A 20,212-nucleotide genomic window follows, 5' to 3' on the forward strand; every position below is an offset into this window, starting at 1 on the left:
ATGTCGCTGTGGCCGATGTTTCCACTCGGCAGCGTGCTGCTGCCAGGGGAGCGTCTTCCTCTGCACATCTTCGAGCCGCGTTACCAGGAACTCTTGGCCGCTTGTCTCGCCATGGAGGACCCCAGTTTCGGGGTCGTGCTGATTGCGCGAGGGAAAGAGTCCGGAGGCGGAGATGTGCGCCACCATATTGCAACGGCTGCTCACATCGTCGCCCACGAAGAGGTCGGTGACGGCAGACATTACGTGGAATGCGTTGGGAGCGAACGACTTCGGATCGACGCGTGGCTGGAGGACGACCCCTACCCGCGCGCCGACCTTCGTGTATGGGCCGACGAGAACGCGGCCGCTCCGCCGCCCGAATCCGAGTTCGAGTCACTGCAGGACAAGATTTCTGCGCTGTACGCATTGATCGGCAACCTGGCCCGAGCCGAAGGCGCTGCGCCACCGCCTGATCCGAGCTTCTCCACTCTTCCTGCCGAGGCGGGTGAACGCTTGTTCACCCTTGCCGCACAGGTTCCGATGGGGCAGGCCGACCGTCAGGACGTCCTGGAGGCACCCGGCCCGTCCGAACGGCTACGGGTACTCGTCGACGCTGTCGACAACGTGACCGACATCGTCAAGTTCAGGTTGACCTGACCGGCTGAAATGTAAACAAAAAAAGAACCAGCACCCGAGGGTGCTGGTTCTTTGTCTTACATTGGTAGCGGGGACAGGATTTGAACCTGCGACCTCTGGGTTATGAGCCCAGCGAGCTACCGAGCTGCTCCACCCCGCGTCGTTGTGAAACAAACATTACATGCACCAGGGCGGATCTCCCAATCGCCAGGTCAACCACCGCCTCAGCGGCCGAGGTGATTGCCCTTATGCCACGTCCGGGCGGATGATGAGAGCCATGCGCGAAGAGACTTCTCGGATGTTCGCAGCGCCGGCGGCGGGCTACGACCGGCTGATCGGACGCTATCTGCCGACATTGGCACCGGCATTCGCCGATGCCATCCCCATCGAGGCGGGCATGCGCGTCGTCGACATCGGCTGTGGTCCTGGCGGTTTGACGCGTGAGCTGGTGTCGCGAGTCGGTGCGTCAGCTGTCTCGGCAATCGATCCGTCTGCACCTTTCGTCAAGGCTTGCCGGGCCGGCAATCCGGGAGTCGATGTCCGCGAGGGCTTCGCCGAGAGCCTGCCCTTCGACACGGACTCGTTCGATGCCGCGCTGGCAAGTCTCGTCATCGGTTTCATGAGCGACCCGGTTGCCGGTGTGCGCGAAATGTCCCGCGTAAGCAGGCCTGGGGGGACGGTGGCGGCGTGTCAATGGGACCGCCGCGGAATGCCCGCGATGCGGATCCTCGGCCAGTTCATGGTCGCCGCAGACCCCACTGTCGGCGAGAAGATGAAGCTGACCGGTGACACCGCAGGCGAGATTGCTGCGGTGTTCCGCGAGGCAGGCCTCACCGATGTCGAGGAAGGCGCGCTCACGGCCCGTGGCTCGTACGCGAACTTCGACGACTGGTGGGAGCCGTTCACCCTCGGTATCGGCCCTCACGGTGCCTACCTCGCGACGCTCGACGACAGCGGCCGCGACGCGCTTCGGCTGGCCTGCCTGGACACCTTCGATCACCCGGAGCAGCCCTTCACGGTGGAAGCACGCGCGTGGTTCGCTCGGGGAACGGTGTAAAACGATCGCTATCGCTTCGTACGCGCAACAACCAACCCGAGCGCTGCTGCGGTGAGCAGCTCCCAGCAGGTGAACGTATAGATCGACGCGCGCTCCATCACACCCACCGGGCCGACACCGGCGATCAGCAGACCGGATGCAACGAAACCGAGCACCCCCAATCCGACGCTGCCCTTCGAGTACCAACGCGGGCAGGTCGGAACGCCCGTGCCGACAAGCAGAGCAATGACGTTTCCGGCGCCGATCGCCAGGACCGCACCGATGAAGTGCGCATTTCCGTCGCCGGCATGGACGACGGCAACGAGCACGCTGCCGAGGGCGTATGCGGCTATCGCTCCGAGATACACCCATCGCCGACGTCCCAGCAGTGACGCCGAACAGATGCCCGCAGCAAGCACCGAGATCGCGGACACGCAGAAGGCCACATTCATCAGCCATGAGGTGTCCGATGTTGTCGGCACTCCGAGATCGCTGACGGTGTCATAGGCGTACCGGTAGCCCTCGGATCGTGAGGCTGTCAATGCCTCGAGCAGCACATATTGCAGCGAGGCGAAGGCGAAGAGCAGGCCTGCAGCGCGTGCTTTCCTACGTGGAATGTCGTACTCCTCAGTGCTGGGAACCGATCCGTTCGTCTTCGAGAACGTCTTCCCCGCGGAGGTGGCCGCGTTGGCGCACGCCCGCGAGGTCGATCGGCCGGACTAGCTGAGCGTCAGGACGACTTTGCCTGCGGCGGTTCGATTTTCGAGAGAAGCAATTGCCTCGCCCGCCTTCTCGAGCGGGAACACCGACGGCTCGGGCGCAGTCAGCTTGCCCGAGGCGAGCAGTGGTTCGACCTCGGCCCACTGCTGCTTCAGGTAGCCCGGGCGCGTCATCCACCATGCGCCCCAGCCCACCCCCACGACGTCGACGTTGTTGAGCAGCAGTCGGTTGACCTTGACCGTCGGGATCTCACCGCCGGTGAACCCGATCACCAGGATCCGACCCGAAGGCGCAAGACTACGAATGCTGTCGGTGAACCGGTCACCGCCGACGGGATCGACGACGATGTCGACGCCTTTGCCTCCGGTGAGCGCCTTCACCGCGTCCTTCCATCCGTCCACGAGCACGACGTCGGTGGCGCCCGCGGCCCGCGCGGTCTCGGCCTTCGCTTCCGAACTGACGACGGCAATGACGCGCGCAGCGCCCAGAACCGGAGCCATCCGCAGCGCCGAGGTACCGATGCCTCCGGCGGCGCCGTGCACGAGAACCGTTTCGCCCTCGGTGAGACGTCCGCGCTCACGTAGCGCGAAATGCACCGTCAGATCGTTGAACAGCAGTCCGGCACCCGCCGTCAACGAGACGGCGTCCGGGAGCGCAAAGACGGTCTCCGGTGCCACGGCGGCGACCGAGGCCATACCGTCGGAGAGTCCGGTCAGGGCGGCGACGCGATCACCTGCGGTGAACCCGGATCCCTCGGGTGCCGACCGAACGATGCCCGCTATCTCGCTGCCCGGCACGAACGGCAACGACGGCTTGTACTGGTAGAGGCCACGAGTCAGCAGAGCGTCTGGGAAGGCGACCCCGGCGGCGTGTATGTCGATCAGCACGGACTTCCCGTCGTCGACCGGTTCGTCGACGTCGACGATCTCGACCGAATCCGGTCCATCCAGCTTCGTGATGTGCACCGCACGCATGAACTGTCCTCTCATCGGGAAAAGTCCCATTTCGATCAAGGCGCGAAGCGCCGTGTGACCCACGGTACAAAACCGGCGGGAGGACCGCGGACCCGGCCGGGGGAGGCCGGGGCGGAGATGGATCGGCCGAGGTGGTCCAATCGAGGTATGACCACCCCCCTCACCACAGTCATGCCTTCCGGAACACCCCGCGGCGGTGTCGTCGTAGTCCAGGAGGCCTTCGGCGTCACCGACCACATCGTCGATATCTGCCAACGATTCGCCGATGCCGGCTGGGTCGCCACCGCGCCCCATCTATTCCATCGACAACAAACCCAAATCATCGCGTACGAAGACATGAACCCGGCCATGGCAGCCATCGGCGCACTGAAGGCAAGCGAGGTCGACTCCGATGTCGACGCCGGATTCTCTGCCTTGGCCGAACTCGGGTTCGAGCCACAGCAGACTGCGATCGTCGGATTCTGCATGGGCGGATCGGTCACCTTCCAGACCGCTGTACGACGCGCTGTCGGCGCCGCAGCGACGTTCTACGGCGGCGGAATCTCAAAGGGACGCTTCGGATATCCGGCCATGTTGTCGGTCGCCGATGCGTTGCAGACGCCCTGGCACGGGTTCTTCGGCGACCTGGACAAGGGCATTCCCATCGACGAGGTCGAGCAATTGCGTACCGCGGTAGCGACGTCACCAGTGTCGACCGACATCACCCGATATGCCCAGGCCGAGCACGGATTCAACTGCAACGACCGGCCCGCGGTCTACAATCCTGAGGCCGCAGCCGACGCCTGGACGAAGACGCTCGAGTGGTTCGACGGCCATGTCGCCCACTGAAACCGAGCAGATTCGGTCTTTCTGGACAGACCTCGGGTTGCCCGGACTTTTCGATGTACATACCCACTTCATGCCGAAGAACGTCATGGACAAGGTCTGGACGTACTTCGACTCCGCGGGGCCGCTCACCGGAATGGCCTGGCCGATCACCTATCGGGAGGACGAGGACACGCGTATCGAGATGATGCGCGAGTTCGGCGTACGAGGGTTCACCTCGATGATCTACCCGCACAAGCCAGGCATGGCGGAGTGGCTGAACTCTTGGGGCACACAGTTCGCGCAGCGGGTGCCCGATTGCGTGCACACCGCAACGTTCTACCCCGAGGAAGGTGCCACGCAGTACGTCGAATCGGCGGTGGCGTCCGGCGCTCGAATTTTCAAGTCCCACATACAGGTCGGAAATTATCCACCGAACGATCCACTGCTCGACGGCGTGTGGGGGATCCTCGAGGACGCGGCGATACCCGTCGTGATCCATTGCGGTTCGGGGCCGGCTTCCGGACCACACACCGGGCCGGAATCGATTGCCACGCTACTGCAACGCTTTCCGCGACTTCCGCTGATCATCGCGCACATGGGCATGCCCGAATATCTCGAGTTCCTTCAGATAGCGTTGCAGTATCCGAACGTGCGCCTCGATACGACCATGGCGTTTACCGATTTTTCGGAAGCATCCTGGCCGTTCCCGAAATCGGGTCGATCGAAACTGATCGATCTTCAGGGCCGCATATTGTTCGGGAGCGACTTCCCCAACATTCCGTATCCGTATCTGAACGCACTGACCGCGGTGGCTCGCCTCGATCTGGGAGACGAGTGGGTGTCGGATGTGTGCTATCGAAACGGAGCGAGCCTGTTCCTGTAGCGAAAGGCTCAGGCCCTCCCGAATGCGCCTATCGCATCGGCTATCCGGCCACCCTGAGCAAACCCCGCTTCGGCGGTGTCTGCGCGCCTGGCCGGATCGGTTGGGTCCGGTCCGATAGCAGCGACAGCGTCTTCGTCGGGTTGCACGAGTTCCACAGCAGATCCGCGCGCGATCAGACGTGCACGCTCACGCTCGAACTTCCCGCCCGAGGGTTCGACGAGACCGACCTTCAGCACCAGCACGCGCGCGAAACCCACTGCCAAATCGACATTTTCATCGGATCGGACCCCGCCGTCGACATAGCGGTGATCGCCGATGGTAACCGGCGGCCACATCCCGGGGATCGCGCAACTCGCTGCCACGGCGTCGACCAGCTGCACTCCCGAGCCTCGATCCAACACTCGGTGGCGTCCGGTCACGGCGTCGACTGCAACCACGCGAAGATCGCGGTCGGGCCATCGGTGTGAGGGGAGCCGTTGCGCGATGACGGTGCGTCGTTCGGCCTCGGGAACGGTTCGAGCAGCGATCGCGGCAGCACCGACCAGCCGGGCGAACTCCTGCTCGTTCCCCCCTGCCCGCTCGGTTGCCCGAGCGAACAGGTCGAGGACGTCCGTCAAGGAACCGTCCGCTCGCAGCTCGTCTACCTGCAGGGACGGATCGATCTGCCGCGCGTAGAGATCGCCGAGTGAAGTACCGCTGGTCACTTGCGCTGCCACGGTCGATCCAGCTGACGTGCCGAGCACCATATCGGACCACCCCGGGGCCGTCACGTCGACACCCGAGCAGGCCATACCGTGCAACAAGCCGGTCTGCCAGGCGATGCCGGCAACCCCACCACCACCGAGAACCAATGCTGTACGCAACGTGCAACCCTCGTCTTTCGTAGCCTGGGTAGAACCTACCGGCTCACGCGAGTCTCGGCGACAGCCAGGCGATCAGGTCGTCGAGGACTCGATCTTGCTCCGGTTCGTTGAAGATCTCGTGGTACAGCCCGTCGTACACCTCGAGGGTCAGATCGGTCGATCCGGCGGATTCGGCGATCGAGCGACTGCCTGAGACGTCGGCGAGCTTGTCCTCGCTGCCGTGCTGCAGAAGAACCGGGAGCGTGAGCGTATGCAGCCGCGCGGGATAACTCTCCATGGCACCGACCAACCCGCTGGCCAGCCCGGCTGGAATCTTGCCGTGGTAGACGAGAGGGTCGGCGTTGTATGCGGCCACGACGGCCGGATCCCGCGACACCGCGGCCGAGTCGAGTTCCTGAACCGGCAAGCTCGGTGCGATCTTGCCCAGGATCTTGCCAATCGGAATCAGAATTTTCGGAGTGCTGTCACCGAGGACAACCGCGGGGGCGGACAGCATCAGCGCATCGAGCTCCTCTTGGTACTCGAGCGCGTACGACAGGGCGATCGCACCACCCATGCTGTGACCGAGCAGGAAACTCCGAGTACCGGGGTAAGTCGCACGGGCGATTCGAAAGACCTCGTGCAGGTCCTCGACGAAGTCCGACCATTTCTTCAGTTCGAGCCGCTTGCCACCGGACCTTCCGTGCCCCCGATGGTCGGGCGCATAGACGACGAGACCGAGTGTCCCGAGACGCTCGATGACGTGGTGGTAGCGACCCGCGTGTTCACCGAGCCCATGCGAGAGCACCAGGATGGCCGACGGCTGAAGATCTTCGGGGGTCCAGACGTCGTACACGATCTTGGTTCCATGCACTCCACTGAACGATGCCTCGGTGCGTTTCACGTGTATCTCTCCTCGTCTGCGCCGCTGAACTTCAGCGATCTCGAAAGGCGGTCTTCTGCTCGGAAAAGACGGCGTACCCATCCGATCACGACATGGCGCCGAATTATATGAGATCGGTCATGACGTTTGCCGACAATTAGCTGTTACCGTTTTATCGTAGATTGCTTGGAAGTTCGGTTGATCTATCGAGAGGGCGTGCTCCACCCCCCATGAATGCTCCCCCCGAGGCGATATCCGCTGCGCGGTGGCGAGACCCCAAGCGCTACCTGTGGCCGCTCGGTCTGGTCATTCCGCTGAGCCCGTTCTTGGCGTGGGGACTGGTCACAGTTCTGGGCCCAGGCGCATTCTGGCTTCTCGGCCTGTTCATCATGGGAATCCTCATTCCGCTGATCGACGTCTTCGCCGGGGTCGACCGGAGCAACCCACCGCTCGAAGCAGCGCGAGCGCTCGAGAACGACAAGTACTACCGCTGGTGCCTGTACCTACTGATACCGCTTCAATACGCGGGTTTGGTTGCAGCATGCTATCTCTGGGCCTACGGGCCACTCGGAGTTCCCGAGCGGTTGGCACTCGCCGTCACCATCGGGATCGTCGGTGGCGTGGGGATCAATGCCGCTCACGAACTCGGACACAAGCGTGAGAATGTCGAACGGTGGCTGTCCAAGGTCACACTCGCACAAGCGTTTTACGGACACTTCTACGTCGAGCACAATCATGGGCACCATGTTCGCGTCGCCACCCCCGAAGACCCTGCGTCGGCGCGTTACGGGGAAAGTTTCTGGAAATTTCTGCCTCGCAGCATAATCGGCGGCCTCACCTCGGCCTGGAGTCTCGAGCAACGGCGTCTGCACCGGGTCGGTTCCACTAAATGGTCCGCCCACAACGACCTGTTCAACGCCGCCGCCATCTCGCTCGTGTTGTTTGCGGTCCTCATCGGGGTTTTCGGCTGGCAGGTTGCGCCCTACCTCCTGATACAGGCAGTCATCGCCATCATCCTGTTCGAGGCCGCCAATTACCTCGAGCACTACGGCTTGCTGCGGCAGAAGAAGAGCAACGGCAAGTACGAACGAACCGATCACCGGCACAGCTGGAACAGCGACCATCTCTGGAGCAATCTTTTTCTGTACCACCTCCAGCGGCACAGCGATCACCACGCTCACCCGACCCGCCGCTACCAATCCCTTCGCACCGTCGACGAATCACCGCAGCTCCCAGCCGGTTACGCGGTGATGATCTTCTGCGCACTGATCCCGCCACTGTGGCGAAAAGTGATGGATCAGAGATTGATCGACTTCTACGACGGGGACATGTCCCGGATCAACAGCTGACCCGCTACTCGTCGGTCTGAGCCCGCAGATACCGCCCGAAGTGGGGGACGGTGAACGCGATGGTCCCGCGCTCGGCGGAGTAGATCAGACCCTTCTTGATCAGTCCGTCACGAGCCGGCGACAACGACGCAGGCTTGCGCTTCAACTCCGTCGCCACCGCTGACGTCGGTACCGAGGTGTCGTCGCTGGACAAATCGGCCATCGCTCGCATGTACTCACGCTCGGCAGGGGTGGCGCGCTCGTAACGAGACCCGAAGAATCCGACGGCAAGTTCCTCCTCGGCCGTCGGGGCTGCAACCCGCACGTCCTCGGCCGTGATCGGACTTTCGGGCGCCAGATCCCACGTCGCCTTGCCGTAGGCCTGAACGAAGTACGGGTATCCGTCCGCCGCCTCGTAGAGCGCGTCGAGTGCCTCGGTCGTGAATTCCACGTCCTCGCGATCTGCCGGAGCGATCAACGCGAGATCGGCAGCCTTGCGCTCGAGCCGCCCGATCCGGTGGTAGCTGAAAAGCCTCTCGGAGTAGCTCTTCGACGCCGACAACACAGCGGGGAGATGCGGAAGACCTGCTCCGACGATAATGAGCGGTGCCGCATCTTGGCTGAGCTCATGGCAGGCTGCGCACAGCGCCGAGATGTCGGCAGGCCCCAAATCCTGCATTTCGTCGATGAAAATCGAGATACCAACGCCGACGTCACCGGCCAGCACCGACGCGTCGAGCAGCAGTTCCACCAAATCGATCTCGATGTCCCCGGAATCCGCCCGGCCGCTCAGCGCGGGAACATCGATACCGGGCTGCCAACGTTCACGCATCCCCTTGTCTGCGGAGGCGCGCAAGGCGAAGGCTTTGAGTACACCGAGGAATTCGTCGACTCTGTCCGGATCGCGATGAGCGGCTGCAATGCCGCGAACAGCCATGTGCAGCGCAGACGACAACGGTCGACGCAATTCTTGATCCGGCCTTGCCTCGATCTTGCCGGTTCCCCAACCACGTGCGACCGCGGCCGAGCGAAGATGATTGAGCAGAACGGTCTTGCCCACGCCGCGCAACCCCGTCAGGACCACACTTCGCTCCGGTTTACCGCGAGTTATCCGCTCGAGCACAACGTCGAACGCGTCGAGTTGCTTCTCGCGGCCTGCAAGTTCGGGTGGGCGCTGGCCTGCGCCCGGAGCGTAGGGATTACGCACGGGGTCCATTGGGCCAAGATAACAACCGCCATAGCAAAGTATCGGCACATCTAGCGCGTGTCCTAGACGCCGGTATGGACGGCTAGCGACCCTCTCTGCTTGTATCGACCAGTCTTCATAAAGTCCTAGATTTCGATAGACTCGACTACACGGTTGCACGAGAGCGGAAACTGCGCCTACATTGGACTCTGTGGAACACCTTCTCGTAGTACGCCGCCGTAGCGGGGTCTAATTCGGACCGACCCCTCGCTGCGGGTCGTCGTGCTACCTCGGTCCTCCCTTCGCTTTCGGAGAACCACCGACATGAATACTCTCTCTTCCACTACTTTCTCGAGCGACTGCTTCGCTGCCCGCTATGGCGCACCACTACCGCGCGACCTTCGTGACCAGGCCGCGAACCTGAACTGGGCCGCATTCTTGCAGCGCTTCGGCGCACGCACCGGGCCCATCAGACTGGGCAGTTGGTCCGCCCAGCCCGGCCCCGGTGGACGGACGAGATTCGACGCGACCTTTGGCGTCGGGAACACGATCCACACGACAACGGCAACGTCCCATGGCCCGATCGATGCCCTGACCTCGATGTTGTACGACGCAGGCTTCCATATCGAAATTCTGAACTTCCACCAGCAAAGCGTTTCGGAAAACGGCACACACGACGCCAAGATCGCAACCTTCGTTCTCTGCGAATTCGACGGCCGTCGCGCGTGGTCCATGGCGATGGATGGGGACGGTACGAGCTCGTCCATCCGGGCCATTATCGGTGCGGCCAACATGCTGCACGGGTGACTCTCGGCCCTTCTACTGCACTCTCGTCTTTTAGCTAGATATCGGTAGAGAGCACTAGGGCATTTCGATGGTCTGCGAACGCGCTATCTCCTCGATCGCCCGCCGGATGTAGACCTCACTCGACGTCGAGGCATGCGCACCTTTTCCGTCTGCCGTACGCCGGCTGGGACTGGACAGTTCGGCAATGATCAACAACGCATGACCAGCGCGAGGTCGCGGACGTACCGACTCGGTGTCCGCGACCCCGAGCGCACCCGTGAGCACTTCTACGAATCCATCGACATCGAGGTCACCGAACCATTCCGAGGCCGAGCGCACTGTCCGCGCCAGCACATCCTGAACATCTTCGCCGGTCAGCCCGTCGGGATGCAGTTCTTCGAGCAACGCTCGGATGATCTCGGAATGCACCAGACCGACTTGCGCCGCGTCCTCCGACTCCACGTCGGCCACGGCGTCGCGATAGGCATCCTCCGAGCGCGCACGAGCGGCAGCAAGCGCCTCCTCGGTGGAGGTCGCGATAGCTCGGGGTGTCGCAGGCCAGTCGTTGGGCCACATCTCGAGGGTTCCTTTGGTTCGGCGGAGAGGTTGAGCAATCCTCCCACCTTCTACCGACAATCCACTTACATGTAACCGAGACTTATAGTAACCTTCGGAAAAGTGGGACGCTCCATATGTATCGAGGGGGCCGTTTCTGATGCAGGGACAACCAAGACCGAACAGGACGTACCACCCGATGAGTGAAACCGGCACCCGCACAACCGTGGTCAACGAGGGAATGTCACTGGCGGTCTACGAGACAGGTAATCCAAACGGCGAGACCATCGTTCTCGTCCACGGCTGGCCGGACACGCACGAGATGTGGAGTCACATCGTTCCGCGACTCACCGAGCGCTTCCGCGTCGTCAGCTACGACGCGCGTGGCGCGGGCGCAAGTACGGTTCCGCGTGAACGCTCCGCCTACCGACTCCGCAATCTGGCCTCGGATTTCTATGCCGTCGTCGACGCAGTCAGCCCGAACGCGCCTGTCCACGTTCTCGCACACGACTGGGGCGCCGTCACCGTATGGGAAGCAGCCGGCGAACCCCATGCGGTGGATCGAATCCGTTCGTACACTTCCATTTCAGGCCCGAACCTAGACCATCTCGGCAAGTGGTCGAGGTCGCGGTTGTCCAGGCCGAGCTGGAGCAACGTCAAGCAAGTCCTCGCCCAGACGCGCGCATCCTGGTACACCGTCACCTTCCACATACCCGGCCTCTCCACGTTGCGAATTCGACGCCAGTTCGCCAAGGGCTGGCCTGCGTTCTTGCAAGAATTCTCTGGCGTCGACCCGTCACTGGTCACCGAGAATCCCACACTGTTCTCCGACGCGACCAACGGAATGAACCTGTATCGAGCGAACCTCGTTCCACGCCTGATGAAACCGCGGGCCCGATTCATCGACATCCCGGTGCACTTGATCGTCAACACCGAGGACGTCGCGGTGCGGCCCGACCATTACGAAGACACCGGAAAATGGGTGAAGAACCTGACCCGCAACGATATTCACGCTGGCCATTGGTCACCGATCTCTCATGCTGTCGAGATCGCCGAACTCACCGAGAAGTACATCGATTCTCTGAAGAGCTAGTTCGTCAACTCCGCGTGCATCTGAAAGACGTTGTAGTCGGACCACGTCGAGATGTTGAAGTACAGGTCGGTACCGGTGGACCAGGGATGCATGAATCCTCCGTACAGCTCGGGGTAGTCGGCGACGCTGACCATCGGCGCTCCATCGGACCACGCCCCTTGCGGAGAGTCGGACTCCCGCAGCGTGATAGCCGTTTTCGCGGTGTCGAGGTAGGTCATCTGCCATCTCTGGCGTGAGTCGTCGTACCGCACCGAGAGCTCCGCTGCCGGGGCCGCCACGATCGTCGACGCTGCGGTATACCCTCCGACCGGCGTCCAGTTACCCTCGCTCCAATACTGATACGCGGACTTGTTCAGCACCTGATCCTTCGGGACGCGTGCGACGCCGACGTCGCCGAGTCGGGTGTTCGGGGTGCCGAACATGTACACGTAGTCGCCCTGCGGGACCATCGACGTCACCTGAAACTTACTGACGCCGAAGATGTTGTCCCACTGTGCGTATGGATCCTTCGTCCAGGTGGAGCCGCCGTCGTCCGAGTAAGCGATCCCCCCGTAGTTGGTCCACCAGGTTCCAGGGATGCTGTTCCACGTCCTGATGGACATGTAGCTCATGTATTGGCGATCGCCGATCGCGAAGCCGGAGGTAGGAATCGTGGTGATCTCGACGTTGTCGAGCTTGCGACTGCTGAGCAGTTCGGCTGCGTGACAACGACTGTCCTGCACCATGCTGTCGTAGGTGACCCCGTCGGACAGATCGGTATCGGTGCTGAACGCGAGTACATTGCTGCGCCAGTCCGGTCCCTGGCCTCCAGGGGGATGGAAGCCTTTGCCGACGGTATCGCCGAACGCCGTCGCTATCTGTCCGGGGGCGCTCTCCCACATCATGCCCAGGTCCGTTCCGTAGACCTGCCAGCGTTTGTCGGTGCGGTTGATCGATCCCGCCCCTGTCTGTTTGGCAACACGGGTGACGTTGCCGATCTGCGGCATGGGAGGTGCAGGAGTCCTGACCGCCGGTTCGATGGAAGGCGACGCCGGATCGGGCGGAGGCGGAAGCTGCACTTCGGGTCCGGGAATCGGGATCGGAATCGTGAACGGCTTGAACTCGAATCCGATCCGGGGAATGTTCAATTCACTCGAGAGTGTGGTGGGCTCGCGGCTCTCATCGGTGAGGTCCGGACACGGATCCACGCACGGGTCCGCCGGCAGCGGCTCAGGGTCGATACGTGTCGGGGCCGTCGTCGGTGCTGGATACGGCACGGGTGCGAGTTGCGGAAATGGGATCGGAATCGAGAGATCCTCCGGGACCAGCGACCCGGTCTCGTTCGTCAGATCGGCCGCGCACGCGCCGGGAGGTACGAGAGGTTCGGCGGCAGCCGGGACGCTGTCCCCGTACACGATCATCACGGACCCGAGAACAACAGCGGCGCTCACGACGGCCATTCGCTTCGACATATCTCCCCTTCTGCGGATGCACCACCCGTGCCAGCGCATCATGCCAGATTTTCGCGCAATGAGCGCGAAGAGTACTCCTTACGAAAGAGATCACGTGCCTGAAGAATTGGTACGACTTCGTCGACGAAGTCGTCGAGACTGTCCGGATACAGCGGTGGCATCAGATTGAATCCGTCGGCAGCTCCTCGTCGCACCCACTCCGAAATCTCGTCGGCGATCGATTCTGGCGTCCCGATCATCGTGGCGTGCCCTCCACCCGCTGCGAGTGTCCCGAGAAGCTGACGGACAGTCGGGTCATCTTTGGCGATTATCCGCAGGATCGTCTCGTATCGACCGTGCGGCCCGGTGAACTCCTCGATCGGCGGAAGAGCAGGAACCGGTGCGTCGAGCTCCCAATCGCTGCAGTCCTGCTCCACGAACATCCCCAGTGTGCGCAACGACTGCTCGACGGGAAGCAGTGCATCGAGCTCGGCCTTCTTCGCACGGGCCTCGCTCATCGTCGATCCGACATACGTCACCAGACCCGGCATAATTCCGACGGTCGAGCTGTCTCGTCCGGCAGCATCTATGCGGCGCTTGACATCCGAGTAGTAGGCGGCGCCGGCTTCGGCATCGTAGGCGACGGCGTAGATCGCCTCCGCGTAGCGAGCCGCGAGATCACGCCCCGGTCCCGACGCGCCTGCCTGAAACAGCACCGGACGTCCCTGCGGAGACCGTGGGACCGTCAATGGGCCGTCCACCCGAAAGTGCTTGCCCACGTGATCGATGGGGTGCACCTTCGCCGGATCCGCATACATTCCCTCGCGATCCAGTACCAGCGCGCCCTGATCCCAACTGTCCCACAGCGCGAGGGCAACCTTCACGAATTCCTCTGCACGCTCATACCTTTCGGCTCGTGCTGGAATGTACTCGAATCCATGATTGCGTGCCTCGGCGTCGAACATCGAGGTCACGACGTTCCATCCTGCGCGACCACCGCTGATGTGATCGAGTGAGGCGAGCAATCGCGCCGCGTGAAACGGCGTGTAGAACGTCGTGGATATGGTGGTGACCAGGCCGATATGGGTGGTCGCTCCGGCCATCGCCGTCAGCGCCGTGATCGGTTCCAGAAACCAGGTGCCCGCGCCTGCCGGATCACGAACGGAGTGTCCGTCCGCGAAGAACACGGCATCGAACTTGCCTCGCTCGGCGGTCTGCGCGAGTCCTTGGTAGTAGCTGATATCGCCGAGGTCCTCGACCCTCGAATTCGGGTGACGCCACGCTGCACTGTGATGTCCACAGCCGTACAGGAATGCGTTGAGGTGCAGCATGTCAGTCCTTGACCAAGCCGCCGTCCACGACCAAATTCTGTCCGGTCACCGACCTCGACCACGGAGATGCGAAGAACAACAGGGCATCTGCGAACTCCTCGGGTGTCACCACTCGCTGCAATGGCGTCGACGCCGCGATGAGGTCGAATACCTCTTCAGGCGTCGCAGCGCTTGCATCGGTAGTGCGCAAGAGACCGCCCGAGACCATATTGACCGTAATGCCATCGCCGCCGAGATCCGCTGCGAGAGTGCGGGTCAGAGACAACAGTGCAGCCTTCGACGCCGTGTAGTCGTGGTACGGCACCACTGGGTTCTGGAACAGATTGGTACCCACGTTGATGATTCGGCCGAATCCTGCTTCGCGCATCCCCTTCAGCGCTCGCTGCGTCGTCGTCAGCGCACCACGCACGGTGCCACGGAACTGAGCGTCGAACTCGTCCCACGTGATCGAGTCTGCCTTGCTGCGCGCGTCCCCGTTGAACGAGAAGTCGGCCAACGCGTTGTTGACCACCGTCGTCACGGAATGCCCGAAGTGCGCTTCGGCTTCGGTGAACAATGCGTCCACCTGCTCGGCGTCGGTGATGTCGGCTTGGATGGCAACCCCGCCGATCTCCGACGCCAGCGCCTGCGCCGACACTTTGCTGTTGCGATAGTTCACCACGACGCGAGCGCCCTCTCGCGCGAATGCCCTGGCCACCGCACTGCCCAGACCTCTACCCGCTCCGGTGACGACCACTGTCTGCTCGTCCAACTTTTTCGACTGGATGTTCATCTCAGGCCTTTCGCTCTTCCGGCCGACACCGCGCAGAGCATGCACGTATCCCACGTGCAGACATCCCTACGCTGGTGTTGACCAGATCAGGTTCGACGGGTGTGTTCTCAGCCGTTAGGCACCCCGTGTCGAAGAGGACTGTACCTCTTGTCGAATATTCGCCTCTCTAGAGTTAAGAGTAGAAAGCTATATAGTTACCGGACGAGTTGAGTTTCAGCACGTCGGCCGACCTCATGACCCCCTGCGCCTAGCGCAGCACCACCCAGCCGTGGGGTGGAATCCTGGTGGATCCGCCGTCCACCTGTGCGTCGCCGGCCAGTACCTCGCCGGCCACGCGGTACGTCACCTCCTCGTCACCGAGGTTCAACGCCACGTGCAACTGCTCGTCACCCGACTGCACGCGGTACAACATCGCGGTATTGGACAGCTCCACCGTCTCGGTCCGCGCCTCGACGAGCCAAGGATGTCGGCGGCGAAGCCCGATCAGCTCCTGATGCAGATGAAACGTCGGCCTACCGTACGGGGCGAGTCCCTCTCTGCTGCTTGGAAATTCGGGTCGAACCTCGTCATCACCGCCGACACGTTCCTCTTTCGCGCCACGGAAGCCCTGTTCGTCGCCGTAGTAGATCATCGGCATACCCCCGACCGTGAACAGAACCACGAGCGCATGCTCGACATGGCGTTCGTCGGTGATGGTGCTGGCGATGCGGGCCACGTCGTGATTGCCGACGAACGTAGCCGGAACGAACGTCTCGAGCCACTCGTTGTGACGCCCGAGCGCGTGCGACAACTCGAAGAAGTTCCTTTCCGCGATTGCACTCCATGACGCTTTCCACAGCTCGTACTGAGTCACCGAATCGAGTGAGCTCGCTTTCACGATGGCTGCATAATCACCGTGGATGACCTCCCCGAGGAAGTAGGCATCAGAGAATTTTTGCCGAACCTTCGGAATGACCGCCGCCCAGAATCGCGGCGGCACAGCGTATGCCGCGTCGAGACGCCATCCGTCTATACCCCGTTCGAGCCAGTGCGACATGACATCGACGACATACTGCTCGACCTCGGCGCTGTCATGGTTCAGCGTCACCAGTTCATCGTGGCCCTCGAAATTGCGATGCGTCGGTCTCGCACCGGACCAGTCGAGGTGGAACCACTCGGAATCCGGTGAATCCGGTCCTGCTTCGAGCGCCTGAACGAACCGCGGAAATGCCTGTGCCACATGGTTGAATACGCCGTCGAGCATCACTCGCAGTCCACGCGAATGGGCTTGGTGGATCAAGTCGTCGAAGTCCGCTTCGGTGCCCAGACGCGAATCGATGCGAAGGTGATCGATGGTGTCGTATCCGTGGCTTGCGGAGGCGAAGATCGGGCCCAGGGCGATTCCCGACGCACCGAGTTCCACGGCGTAGTCGAACCAGTCGACGATGCGGTGAAGTCGATGCTCGCCCTCGAGCGAACCGCCGTCCCAATCATGGACCGGGGCACCGACGAATCCCAGAGGATAGATGTGCCACCAGATGGCGTGATCGACCCAAGCAGGCTGACTGCTCATGCCCGGATCACCGACTCACGACCGAGCTCGGCAGCCCCGGTATGACCCGACAAGCTGGTGACCAGATCGAATTCAGCGAGAAGGCAACGCAATACATGCGCCACACCGTCCTGTCCGCCGAGCGCCAACCCGTACAGGAACGGCCGTCCCAGCAGCACCGCATCGGCCCCCAACGCAAGCGCCTTCGCCATGTCGGACCCGGTGCGCACACCGGAATCGAACAAAACCGTCAGCTGATCACCGACGGCGTCCACGATCTCCGGCAACGCGCTCAACGACGAGAGAGCCCCGTCGATCTGGCGTCCACCATGATTGGACACCACGATCCCGTCCACACCGTGATCGACTGCTGCTCGCCCGTCGGCAACCGTGCAGATTCCCTTCAATACGATCGGGCCGTCCCACTGCTCACGCAGGAACGCCAACTGCGACCAGTTCAACCCAGGATTGGGGAACATCTGCGCCCAGTGCATGGCTGCAGCAACAGGATTCGCCTCCACTGATTGATCCAGACCCGCCAGAAAAGCCGGGTCGGTCAGATAGTTCTCGATCCCGAGGTTCGCCAGAAACGGCAGATATCCCCGATCGAGATCGGCCGGTCTCCAACCCAGAAGCGTCGTATCGAGCGTCAGCACCAGCGTCGTGAATCCCGACGCCTTGGCTCTCTCGAGGAAGCTGAGCAGAACGGATTCGTCTGTGGGCCAGTACAGCTGGTACCACCTCGGGGCGTCGCCACCCGCCTCGGCGATCTGCTCGAACGAATGCGATGCCTGAGTGGAATGAATGTACGGTACCGAAAGCTCGGCGGCTGCCCGCACGGTCGCAAGCTCACCGTCCGGATGCGCGAGTGTCTGAACACCCACCGGCGCTATCAGCAGCGGCGCGGGCATGGAGGTGCCGAGCACGGTCACCGCATGATCTCGCTCCGCTGAACTCCGCAACATGCGCGGCGCGATCCGCCACTCGTCGAACGCATCGCGGTTGGCGCGTGCCGTGGAACCGCTACCTGCGCTGGCGACGATGTACCCGAGAGCTTCCGGGCTGAGCGTGGCAGCGGCCTGCTCCTCCAACCTGGCCAGGTTCGTGGTGATCTGCGGCCTCTGATCGGTGAACATGCCCTGGGCATATATACCGATTTGATGGTCACTGAAGTTCATGGTCACCACCGTAGTGCCGCCGCAGGCCAGATGGCAGGACATCACCGAGCACGTGGTGCGGAGAGCGCGCGGTGGGAGAGCGTGCGGTGGGAGAGCGTGCGGTGGGAGAGCGTGCACCCTTGTTCGGAACCTCACCCCCTCGATCACGTCATAGCGAGGGCGACCGGTTTACAAAAAGGGTGCACGGTTCACACGCCCAGGGATGTCAGCGCCGTCCTCTACGGTATTTCGGACACCGTACGACAGACTGGATCCGATGCCACCTCGTAGACGCAAGCCCACAACCACCGCGAGAACCATCGGCGCAGGCAAGAGCGCCGCCGCGCGCAAGTTCAAGGAGTCGACGGCAGCACAGTCGACTGCCAAGAAAGCCCCCGCGAAGAAAGCCGCTGCTAAACGGGCACCTGCCAAGCGGACCACGACGCGCAAGCGGGCGCCACGTAAGACCGTCTCGCCGGACCTGCGGTTGCCGGATCCGGGTGAGCGGGTGTGGGTCCTCGACGTACCGTTCGAGGATCGCGCTCTCGCGTCGGCCTCCGGTGCTCGGTGGCATCCGGGTCCGCGGGTGTTCGCGTTCTACGGGACGGAGCTGCCCGACGGTTTGGCGTCGTTCGAGTCGATGCCGTACAGCCTGCAGCGCTGGATCGAGGACGACGCGAACGAGGAGTGGCGGCCCGAGGAGATGCACGAGAGGTCGATGACGCCGCGCGAGACGCAGCTCGAGTCGGTTCGGAGGCATCTCGACGCGTTGGACAACGGGTTCCCCTATTTCGCCCAGATGGACTCGACGGGTTTGGGTAAGACTCTCGCCGTGTGCGAGGCCGTCCGCCAAATGGAGGATCCGAGTATCGGAACCGTGCTGGTGGTAGCGCCCAAAGGTGCTCTTCCCGGTTGGCGGCGCACCATCGCCGACACCGAGGCCGATATTCACCCGTCCGAGCGCAAGCGTTGGCTACTGGTGACCTATCAGTCGACAAAGAAGCTGCTGACGGTCCCCGAAGATGTAGATCTGGGCAAACGCAAGCGAACACAGAACAAGAGGACCATCACGCTCGGCGAACTTCGATTCGACATCGACATCGTGGTTGCCGACGAGTCGCACGCGTTGATGAATATCGAGTCACAGCAGTCGCAGATCCTCTGGCGCTACCAAGAGGCTGCTCGCGCCGTCGTCTGGATGTCTGCCACACCCGGTTATCAACCGATGCATTTCGCGTACATGGCCCGGGCGATCGAGCAGAGTCGTGCGCAGGAGCCGATCATCGGTGACGACGAAGGCCTCGGACACGCCATCACTGCGCAGTGGGCGACGTTCCTCGAGGAGTCGGGCTTCGCACTCAAGGAGGGCAAGGCGACGACCGGGCTGAAGACGTGGCGGTGGGAGCCCGAGGATGCTGCACGACGCGAGCGCGACATCAGCACCATCCATCGGTGGCTGTCCGGTGGCGCTGTCCCGTGGTCGATTTCGCGGCCGTCGCCGCCCACGCCGCGCGAGCCTCTCGGCCAGGAGCTGACGGCTGTGCAGAAGCGGCTCTATCACTCGGCATGGGTGGATTACCGCAAGGAGGTCGGACTGCCGAACTGGAAGACAGTGAGCGGTAGGCGGGTGCTCCAGAAGAACCCGAGTACACGCGCGGCCGCACTGCGGCTACGCCAAAAGTGCTCGTACTTACGCATTCCCGCATCTGCCGATCAGGTCCGCGCATGGGTACGGGACGGCAATCAGGTGTTCGTCTCGATGTTCTATCGCGAATCCGTCGCCGAGTTGTCGCAGTCTCTCCGGGACGAGGGTCTCGATGTCGCAGTGGTCGACGGCAGTATGAGCAGCGCAGCCCAGGAGACCGAGATTCGCCGATTCCAAACCGGCGCTGCGCGAGTCATCGTGTCTACGACGACCAGTGCGATCAACCTGCATTCCAACGAGTTGCTGCTGCCCGAGAAGACGGTGTCGACGGCCGCTCCCCGCATCACTCTCATTCATGACCCTCGGTGGACGCCCATCGAGATCCGTCAGATCGAGGGGCGCGCGAATCGCATCGACAAGGACCACAACCACACCACCTCGACCTGCTATTACGGATATGCCGAGGGCACGGTCGAGGAGGAAATGGTCCTGACCGGCGTCGAGCGCATCGCCGATCTGGGTTCGATCGTCGGTCAAGCGGATCTGATCGACCCGGAGGCATTCTTGGCGGCACGAGCCGACCCCGATCAGCCTGGAGCACTGTTCGAGGTCGGCAGGGATGCTCGCTGATTCCGGAG

Annotated in this window: 19 protein-coding genes, 1 tRNA gene and 1 riboswitch; of the genes, 8 read left to right on the forward strand and 12 right to left on the reverse strand. The window is 62.6% G+C overall.

The window, feature by feature from the left end; genetic code table 11:
* The gene (locus tag H2510_RS05365; protein WP_186627323.1) at positions 1 to 636 is read left to right on the forward strand and encodes an LON peptidase substrate-binding domain-containing protein; all 636 of its coding nucleotides are present in this window, start codon (positions 1 to 3) and stop codon (positions 634 to 636) included.
* A 62-nt stretch (positions 637 to 698) separates the two neighbouring features.
* Here the strand turns inward: H2510_RS05365 and H2510_RS05370 are convergent.
* A tRNA-Met gene (locus H2510_RS05370) sits at positions 699 to 775 on the reverse strand.
* Between the two features lie 117 nt (positions 776 to 892).
* Here H2510_RS05370 and H2510_RS05375 point away from each other — a divergent pair.
* Complete coding sequence (locus H2510_RS05375) at positions 893 to 1,672, forward strand: class I SAM-dependent methyltransferase (RefSeq protein WP_261392751.1); 780 nt, start codon at positions 893 to 895, stop codon at positions 1,670 to 1,672.
* 8 nt (positions 1,673 to 1,680) lie between these two features.
* Here H2510_RS05375 and H2510_RS05380 read toward each other — a convergent pair whose 3' ends face one another.
* Entirely contained in the window at positions 1,681 to 2,268 is a 588-nt protein-coding gene (locus tag H2510_RS05380) for a DUF998 domain-containing protein (RefSeq protein ID WP_186627634.1), read from the reverse strand.
* Positions 2,269 to 2,370: 102 nt separating this feature from the next.
* Complete coding sequence (locus H2510_RS05385; protein WP_186627635.1) at positions 2,371 to 3,345, reverse strand: NADPH:quinone oxidoreductase family protein; 975 nt, start codon at positions 3,343 to 3,345, stop codon at positions 2,371 to 2,373.
* A gap of 147 nt (positions 3,346 to 3,492) precedes the next feature.
* Between H2510_RS05385 and H2510_RS05390 the strand changes: the two genes are divergently transcribed.
* Both H2510_RS05390 and H2510_RS05395 read left to right on the forward strand, forming a co-directional pair.
* On the forward strand, positions 3,493 to 4,173 hold the full coding sequence (locus tag H2510_RS05390; protein ID WP_186627324.1) for a dienelactone hydrolase family protein: 681 nt from the start codon (positions 3,493 to 3,495) through the stop codon (positions 4,171 to 4,173).
* Entirely contained in the window at positions 4,160 to 5,035 is an 876-nt protein-coding gene (locus tag H2510_RS05395; protein ID WP_186627325.1) for an amidohydrolase family protein, read from the forward strand. The genes H2510_RS05390 and H2510_RS05395 overlap by 14 nt, the downstream gene beginning before the upstream one ends.
* An 8-nt stretch (positions 5,036 to 5,043) precedes the next feature.
* On the opposite strand, the gene H2510_RS05400 is transcribed toward H2510_RS05395, so the two are convergent.
* Entirely contained in the window at positions 5,044 to 5,898 is an 855-nt protein-coding gene (locus H2510_RS05400; protein ID WP_186627326.1) for a patatin-like phospholipase family protein, read from the reverse strand.
* A 43-nt stretch (positions 5,899 to 5,941) separates the two neighbouring features.
* Positions 5,942 to 6,781 (reverse strand): lysophospholipase, encoded by an 840-nt coding sequence (locus H2510_RS05405; protein ID WP_315901253.1) that lies wholly within the window; start codon positions 6,779 to 6,781, stop codon positions 5,942 to 5,944.
* Positions 6,782 to 6,990: 209 nt separating this feature from the next.
* Here H2510_RS05405 and H2510_RS05410 point away from each other — a divergent pair, with 209 nt between their 5' ends.
* A complete protein-coding gene (locus tag H2510_RS05410; RefSeq protein ID WP_186627327.1) occupies positions 6,991 to 8,109 on the forward strand; it encodes an alkane 1-monooxygenase in 1,119 nt (372 codons plus the stop codon).
* Between the two features lie 4 nt (positions 8,110 to 8,113).
* On the opposite strand, the gene H2510_RS05415 is transcribed toward H2510_RS05410, so the two are convergent.
* On the reverse strand, positions 8,114 to 9,304 hold the full coding sequence (locus tag H2510_RS05415; protein WP_186627328.1) for an ATP-binding protein: 1,191 nt from the start codon (positions 9,302 to 9,304) through the stop codon (positions 8,114 to 8,116).
* Between the two features lie 294 nt (positions 9,305 to 9,598).
* Between H2510_RS05415 and H2510_RS05420 the strand changes: the two genes are divergently transcribed.
* Complete coding sequence (locus tag H2510_RS05420; protein WP_186627329.1) at positions 9,599 to 10,081, forward strand: alpha-isopropylmalate synthase regulatory domain-containing protein; 483 nt, start codon at positions 9,599 to 9,601, stop codon at positions 10,079 to 10,081.
* 54 nt (positions 10,082 to 10,135) lie between these two features.
* On the opposite strand, the gene H2510_RS05425 is transcribed toward H2510_RS05420, so the two are convergent.
* Positions 10,136 to 10,636: a hypothetical protein gene (locus tag H2510_RS05425; protein ID WP_186627330.1), complete on the reverse strand. Its 501-nt coding sequence runs from the start codon at positions 10,634 to 10,636 to the stop codon at positions 10,136 to 10,138.
* 178 nt (positions 10,637 to 10,814) lie between these two features.
* On the opposite strand from H2510_RS05425, the gene H2510_RS05430 reads away from it, so the two are divergent.
* Positions 10,815 to 11,708: an alpha/beta fold hydrolase gene (locus tag H2510_RS05430; RefSeq protein ID WP_186627331.1), complete on the forward strand. Its 894-nt coding sequence runs from the start codon at positions 10,815 to 10,817 to the stop codon at positions 11,706 to 11,708.
* Here the strand turns inward: H2510_RS05430 and H2510_RS05435 are convergent.
* From H2510_RS05435 to H2510_RS05455, 5 genes are all read right to left on the reverse strand, one after another.
* Positions 11,705 to 13,159 (reverse strand): DUF4185 domain-containing protein, encoded by a 1,455-nt coding sequence (locus tag H2510_RS05435; RefSeq protein ID WP_186627332.1) that lies wholly within the window; start codon positions 13,157 to 13,159, stop codon positions 11,705 to 11,707. The two genes, H2510_RS05430 and H2510_RS05435, sit on opposite strands and share 4 nt — an antisense overlap.
* Before the next feature lie 38 nt (positions 13,160 to 13,197).
* Positions 13,198 to 14,469, reverse strand: a complete 1,272-nt coding sequence (locus tag H2510_RS05440; protein WP_186627333.1) for an LLM class flavin-dependent oxidoreductase — start codon at positions 14,467 to 14,469, stop codon at positions 13,198 to 13,200.
* Between the two features lies 1 nt (position 14,470).
* Positions 14,471 to 15,241, reverse strand: a complete 771-nt coding sequence (locus H2510_RS05445) for a 3-oxoacyl-ACP reductase (protein ID WP_186627334.1) — start codon at positions 15,239 to 15,241, stop codon at positions 14,471 to 14,473.
* A 46-nt stretch (positions 15,242 to 15,287) separates the two neighbouring features.
* A riboswitch (TPP riboswitch) is annotated at positions 15,288 to 15,377 on the reverse strand.
* Between the two features lie 111 nt (positions 15,378 to 15,488).
* Positions 15,489 to 16,793 carry an alpha-amylase family glycosyl hydrolase gene (locus H2510_RS05450; RefSeq protein ID WP_186627335.1) on the reverse strand — a complete coding sequence of 435 codons (1,305 nt, stop codon included), beginning with the start codon at positions 16,791 to 16,793 and terminating at the stop codon, positions 15,489 to 15,491.
* On the reverse strand, positions 16,790 to 17,950 hold the full coding sequence (locus tag H2510_RS05455) for an alpha-hydroxy-acid oxidizing protein (protein WP_186627336.1): 1,161 nt from the start codon (positions 17,948 to 17,950) through the stop codon (positions 16,790 to 16,792). Before H2510_RS05455 ends, H2510_RS05450 begins: the two co-directional genes overlap by 4 nt.
* A 256-nt stretch (positions 17,951 to 18,206) precedes the next feature.
* Between H2510_RS05455 and H2510_RS05460 the strand changes: the two genes are divergently transcribed.
* Positions 18,207 to 20,204 carry a DEAD/DEAH box helicase gene (locus H2510_RS05460; RefSeq protein WP_261392752.1) on the forward strand — a complete coding sequence of 666 codons (1,998 nt, stop codon included), beginning with the start codon at positions 18,207 to 18,209 and terminating at the stop codon, positions 20,202 to 20,204.
* The last annotated feature ends 8 nt before the right edge of the window (positions 20,205 to 20,212 follow it).

Origin of the sequence: Rhodococcus sp. BP22 (genome assembly GCF_014281965.1) — a bacterium.
Lineage (GTDB): Bacteria > Actinomycetota > Actinomycetes > Mycobacteriales > Mycobacteriaceae > Rhodococcoides.

Excerpts from the sequence above, each read along its gene's own strand:
- H2510_RS05365 (WP_186627323.1), top strand. The coding sequence starts at position 1 with ATGTCGCTGTGGCCGATGTTTCCACTCGGCAGCGTGCTGCTGCCAGGG.
- H2510_RS05375 (WP_261392751.1), top strand. The coding sequence starts at position 893 with ATGCGCGAAGAGACTTCTCGGATGTTCGCAGCGCCGGCGGCGGGCTAC.
- H2510_RS05385 (WP_186627635.1), bottom strand. The coding sequence starts at position 3,345 with ATGCGTGCGGTGCACATCACGAAGCTGGATGGACCGGATTCGGTCGAG.
- H2510_RS05390 (WP_186627324.1), top strand. The coding sequence starts at position 3,493 with ATGACCACCCCCCTCACCACAGTCATGCCTTCCGGAACACCCCGCGGC.
- H2510_RS05395 (WP_186627325.1), top strand. The coding sequence starts at position 4,160 with ATGTCGCCCACTGAAACCGAGCAGATTCGGTCTTTCTGGACAGACCTC.
- H2510_RS05410 (WP_186627327.1), top strand. The coding sequence starts at position 6,991 with ATGAATGCTCCCCCCGAGGCGATATCCGCTGCGCGGTGGCGAGACCCC.
- H2510_RS05415 (WP_186627328.1), bottom strand. The coding sequence starts at position 9,304 with ATGGACCCCGTGCGTAATCCCTACGCTCCGGGCGCAGGCCAGCGCCCA.
- H2510_RS05420 (WP_186627329.1), top strand. The coding sequence starts at position 9,599 with ATGAATACTCTCTCTTCCACTACTTTCTCGAGCGACTGCTTCGCTGCC.
- H2510_RS05425 (WP_186627330.1), bottom strand. The coding sequence starts at position 10,636 with ATGTGGCCCAACGACTGGCCTGCGACACCCCGAGCTATCGCGACCTCC.
- H2510_RS05430 (WP_186627331.1), top strand. The coding sequence starts at position 10,815 with ATGAGTGAAACCGGCACCCGCACAACCGTGGTCAACGAGGGAATGTCA.
- H2510_RS05435 (WP_186627332.1), bottom strand. The coding sequence starts at position 13,159 with ATGTCGAAGCGAATGGCCGTCGTGAGCGCCGCTGTTGTTCTCGGGTCC.
- H2510_RS05440 (WP_186627333.1), bottom strand. The coding sequence starts at position 14,469 with ATGCTGCACCTCAACGCATTCCTGTACGGCTGTGGACATCACAGTGCA.
- H2510_RS05445 (WP_186627334.1), bottom strand. The coding sequence starts at position 15,241 with ATGAACATCCAGTCGAAAAAGTTGGACGAGCAGACAGTGGTCGTCACC.
- H2510_RS05450 (WP_186627335.1), bottom strand. The coding sequence starts at position 16,793 with ATGAGCAGTCAGCCTGCTTGGGTCGATCACGCCATCTGGTGGCACATC.
- H2510_RS05455 (WP_186627336.1), bottom strand. The coding sequence starts at position 17,950 with ATGAACTTCAGTGACCATCAAATCGGTATATATGCCCAGGGCATGTTC.
- H2510_RS05460 (WP_261392752.1), top strand. The coding sequence starts at position 18,207 with ATGCCACCTCGTAGACGCAAGCCCACAACCACCGCGAGAACCATCGGC.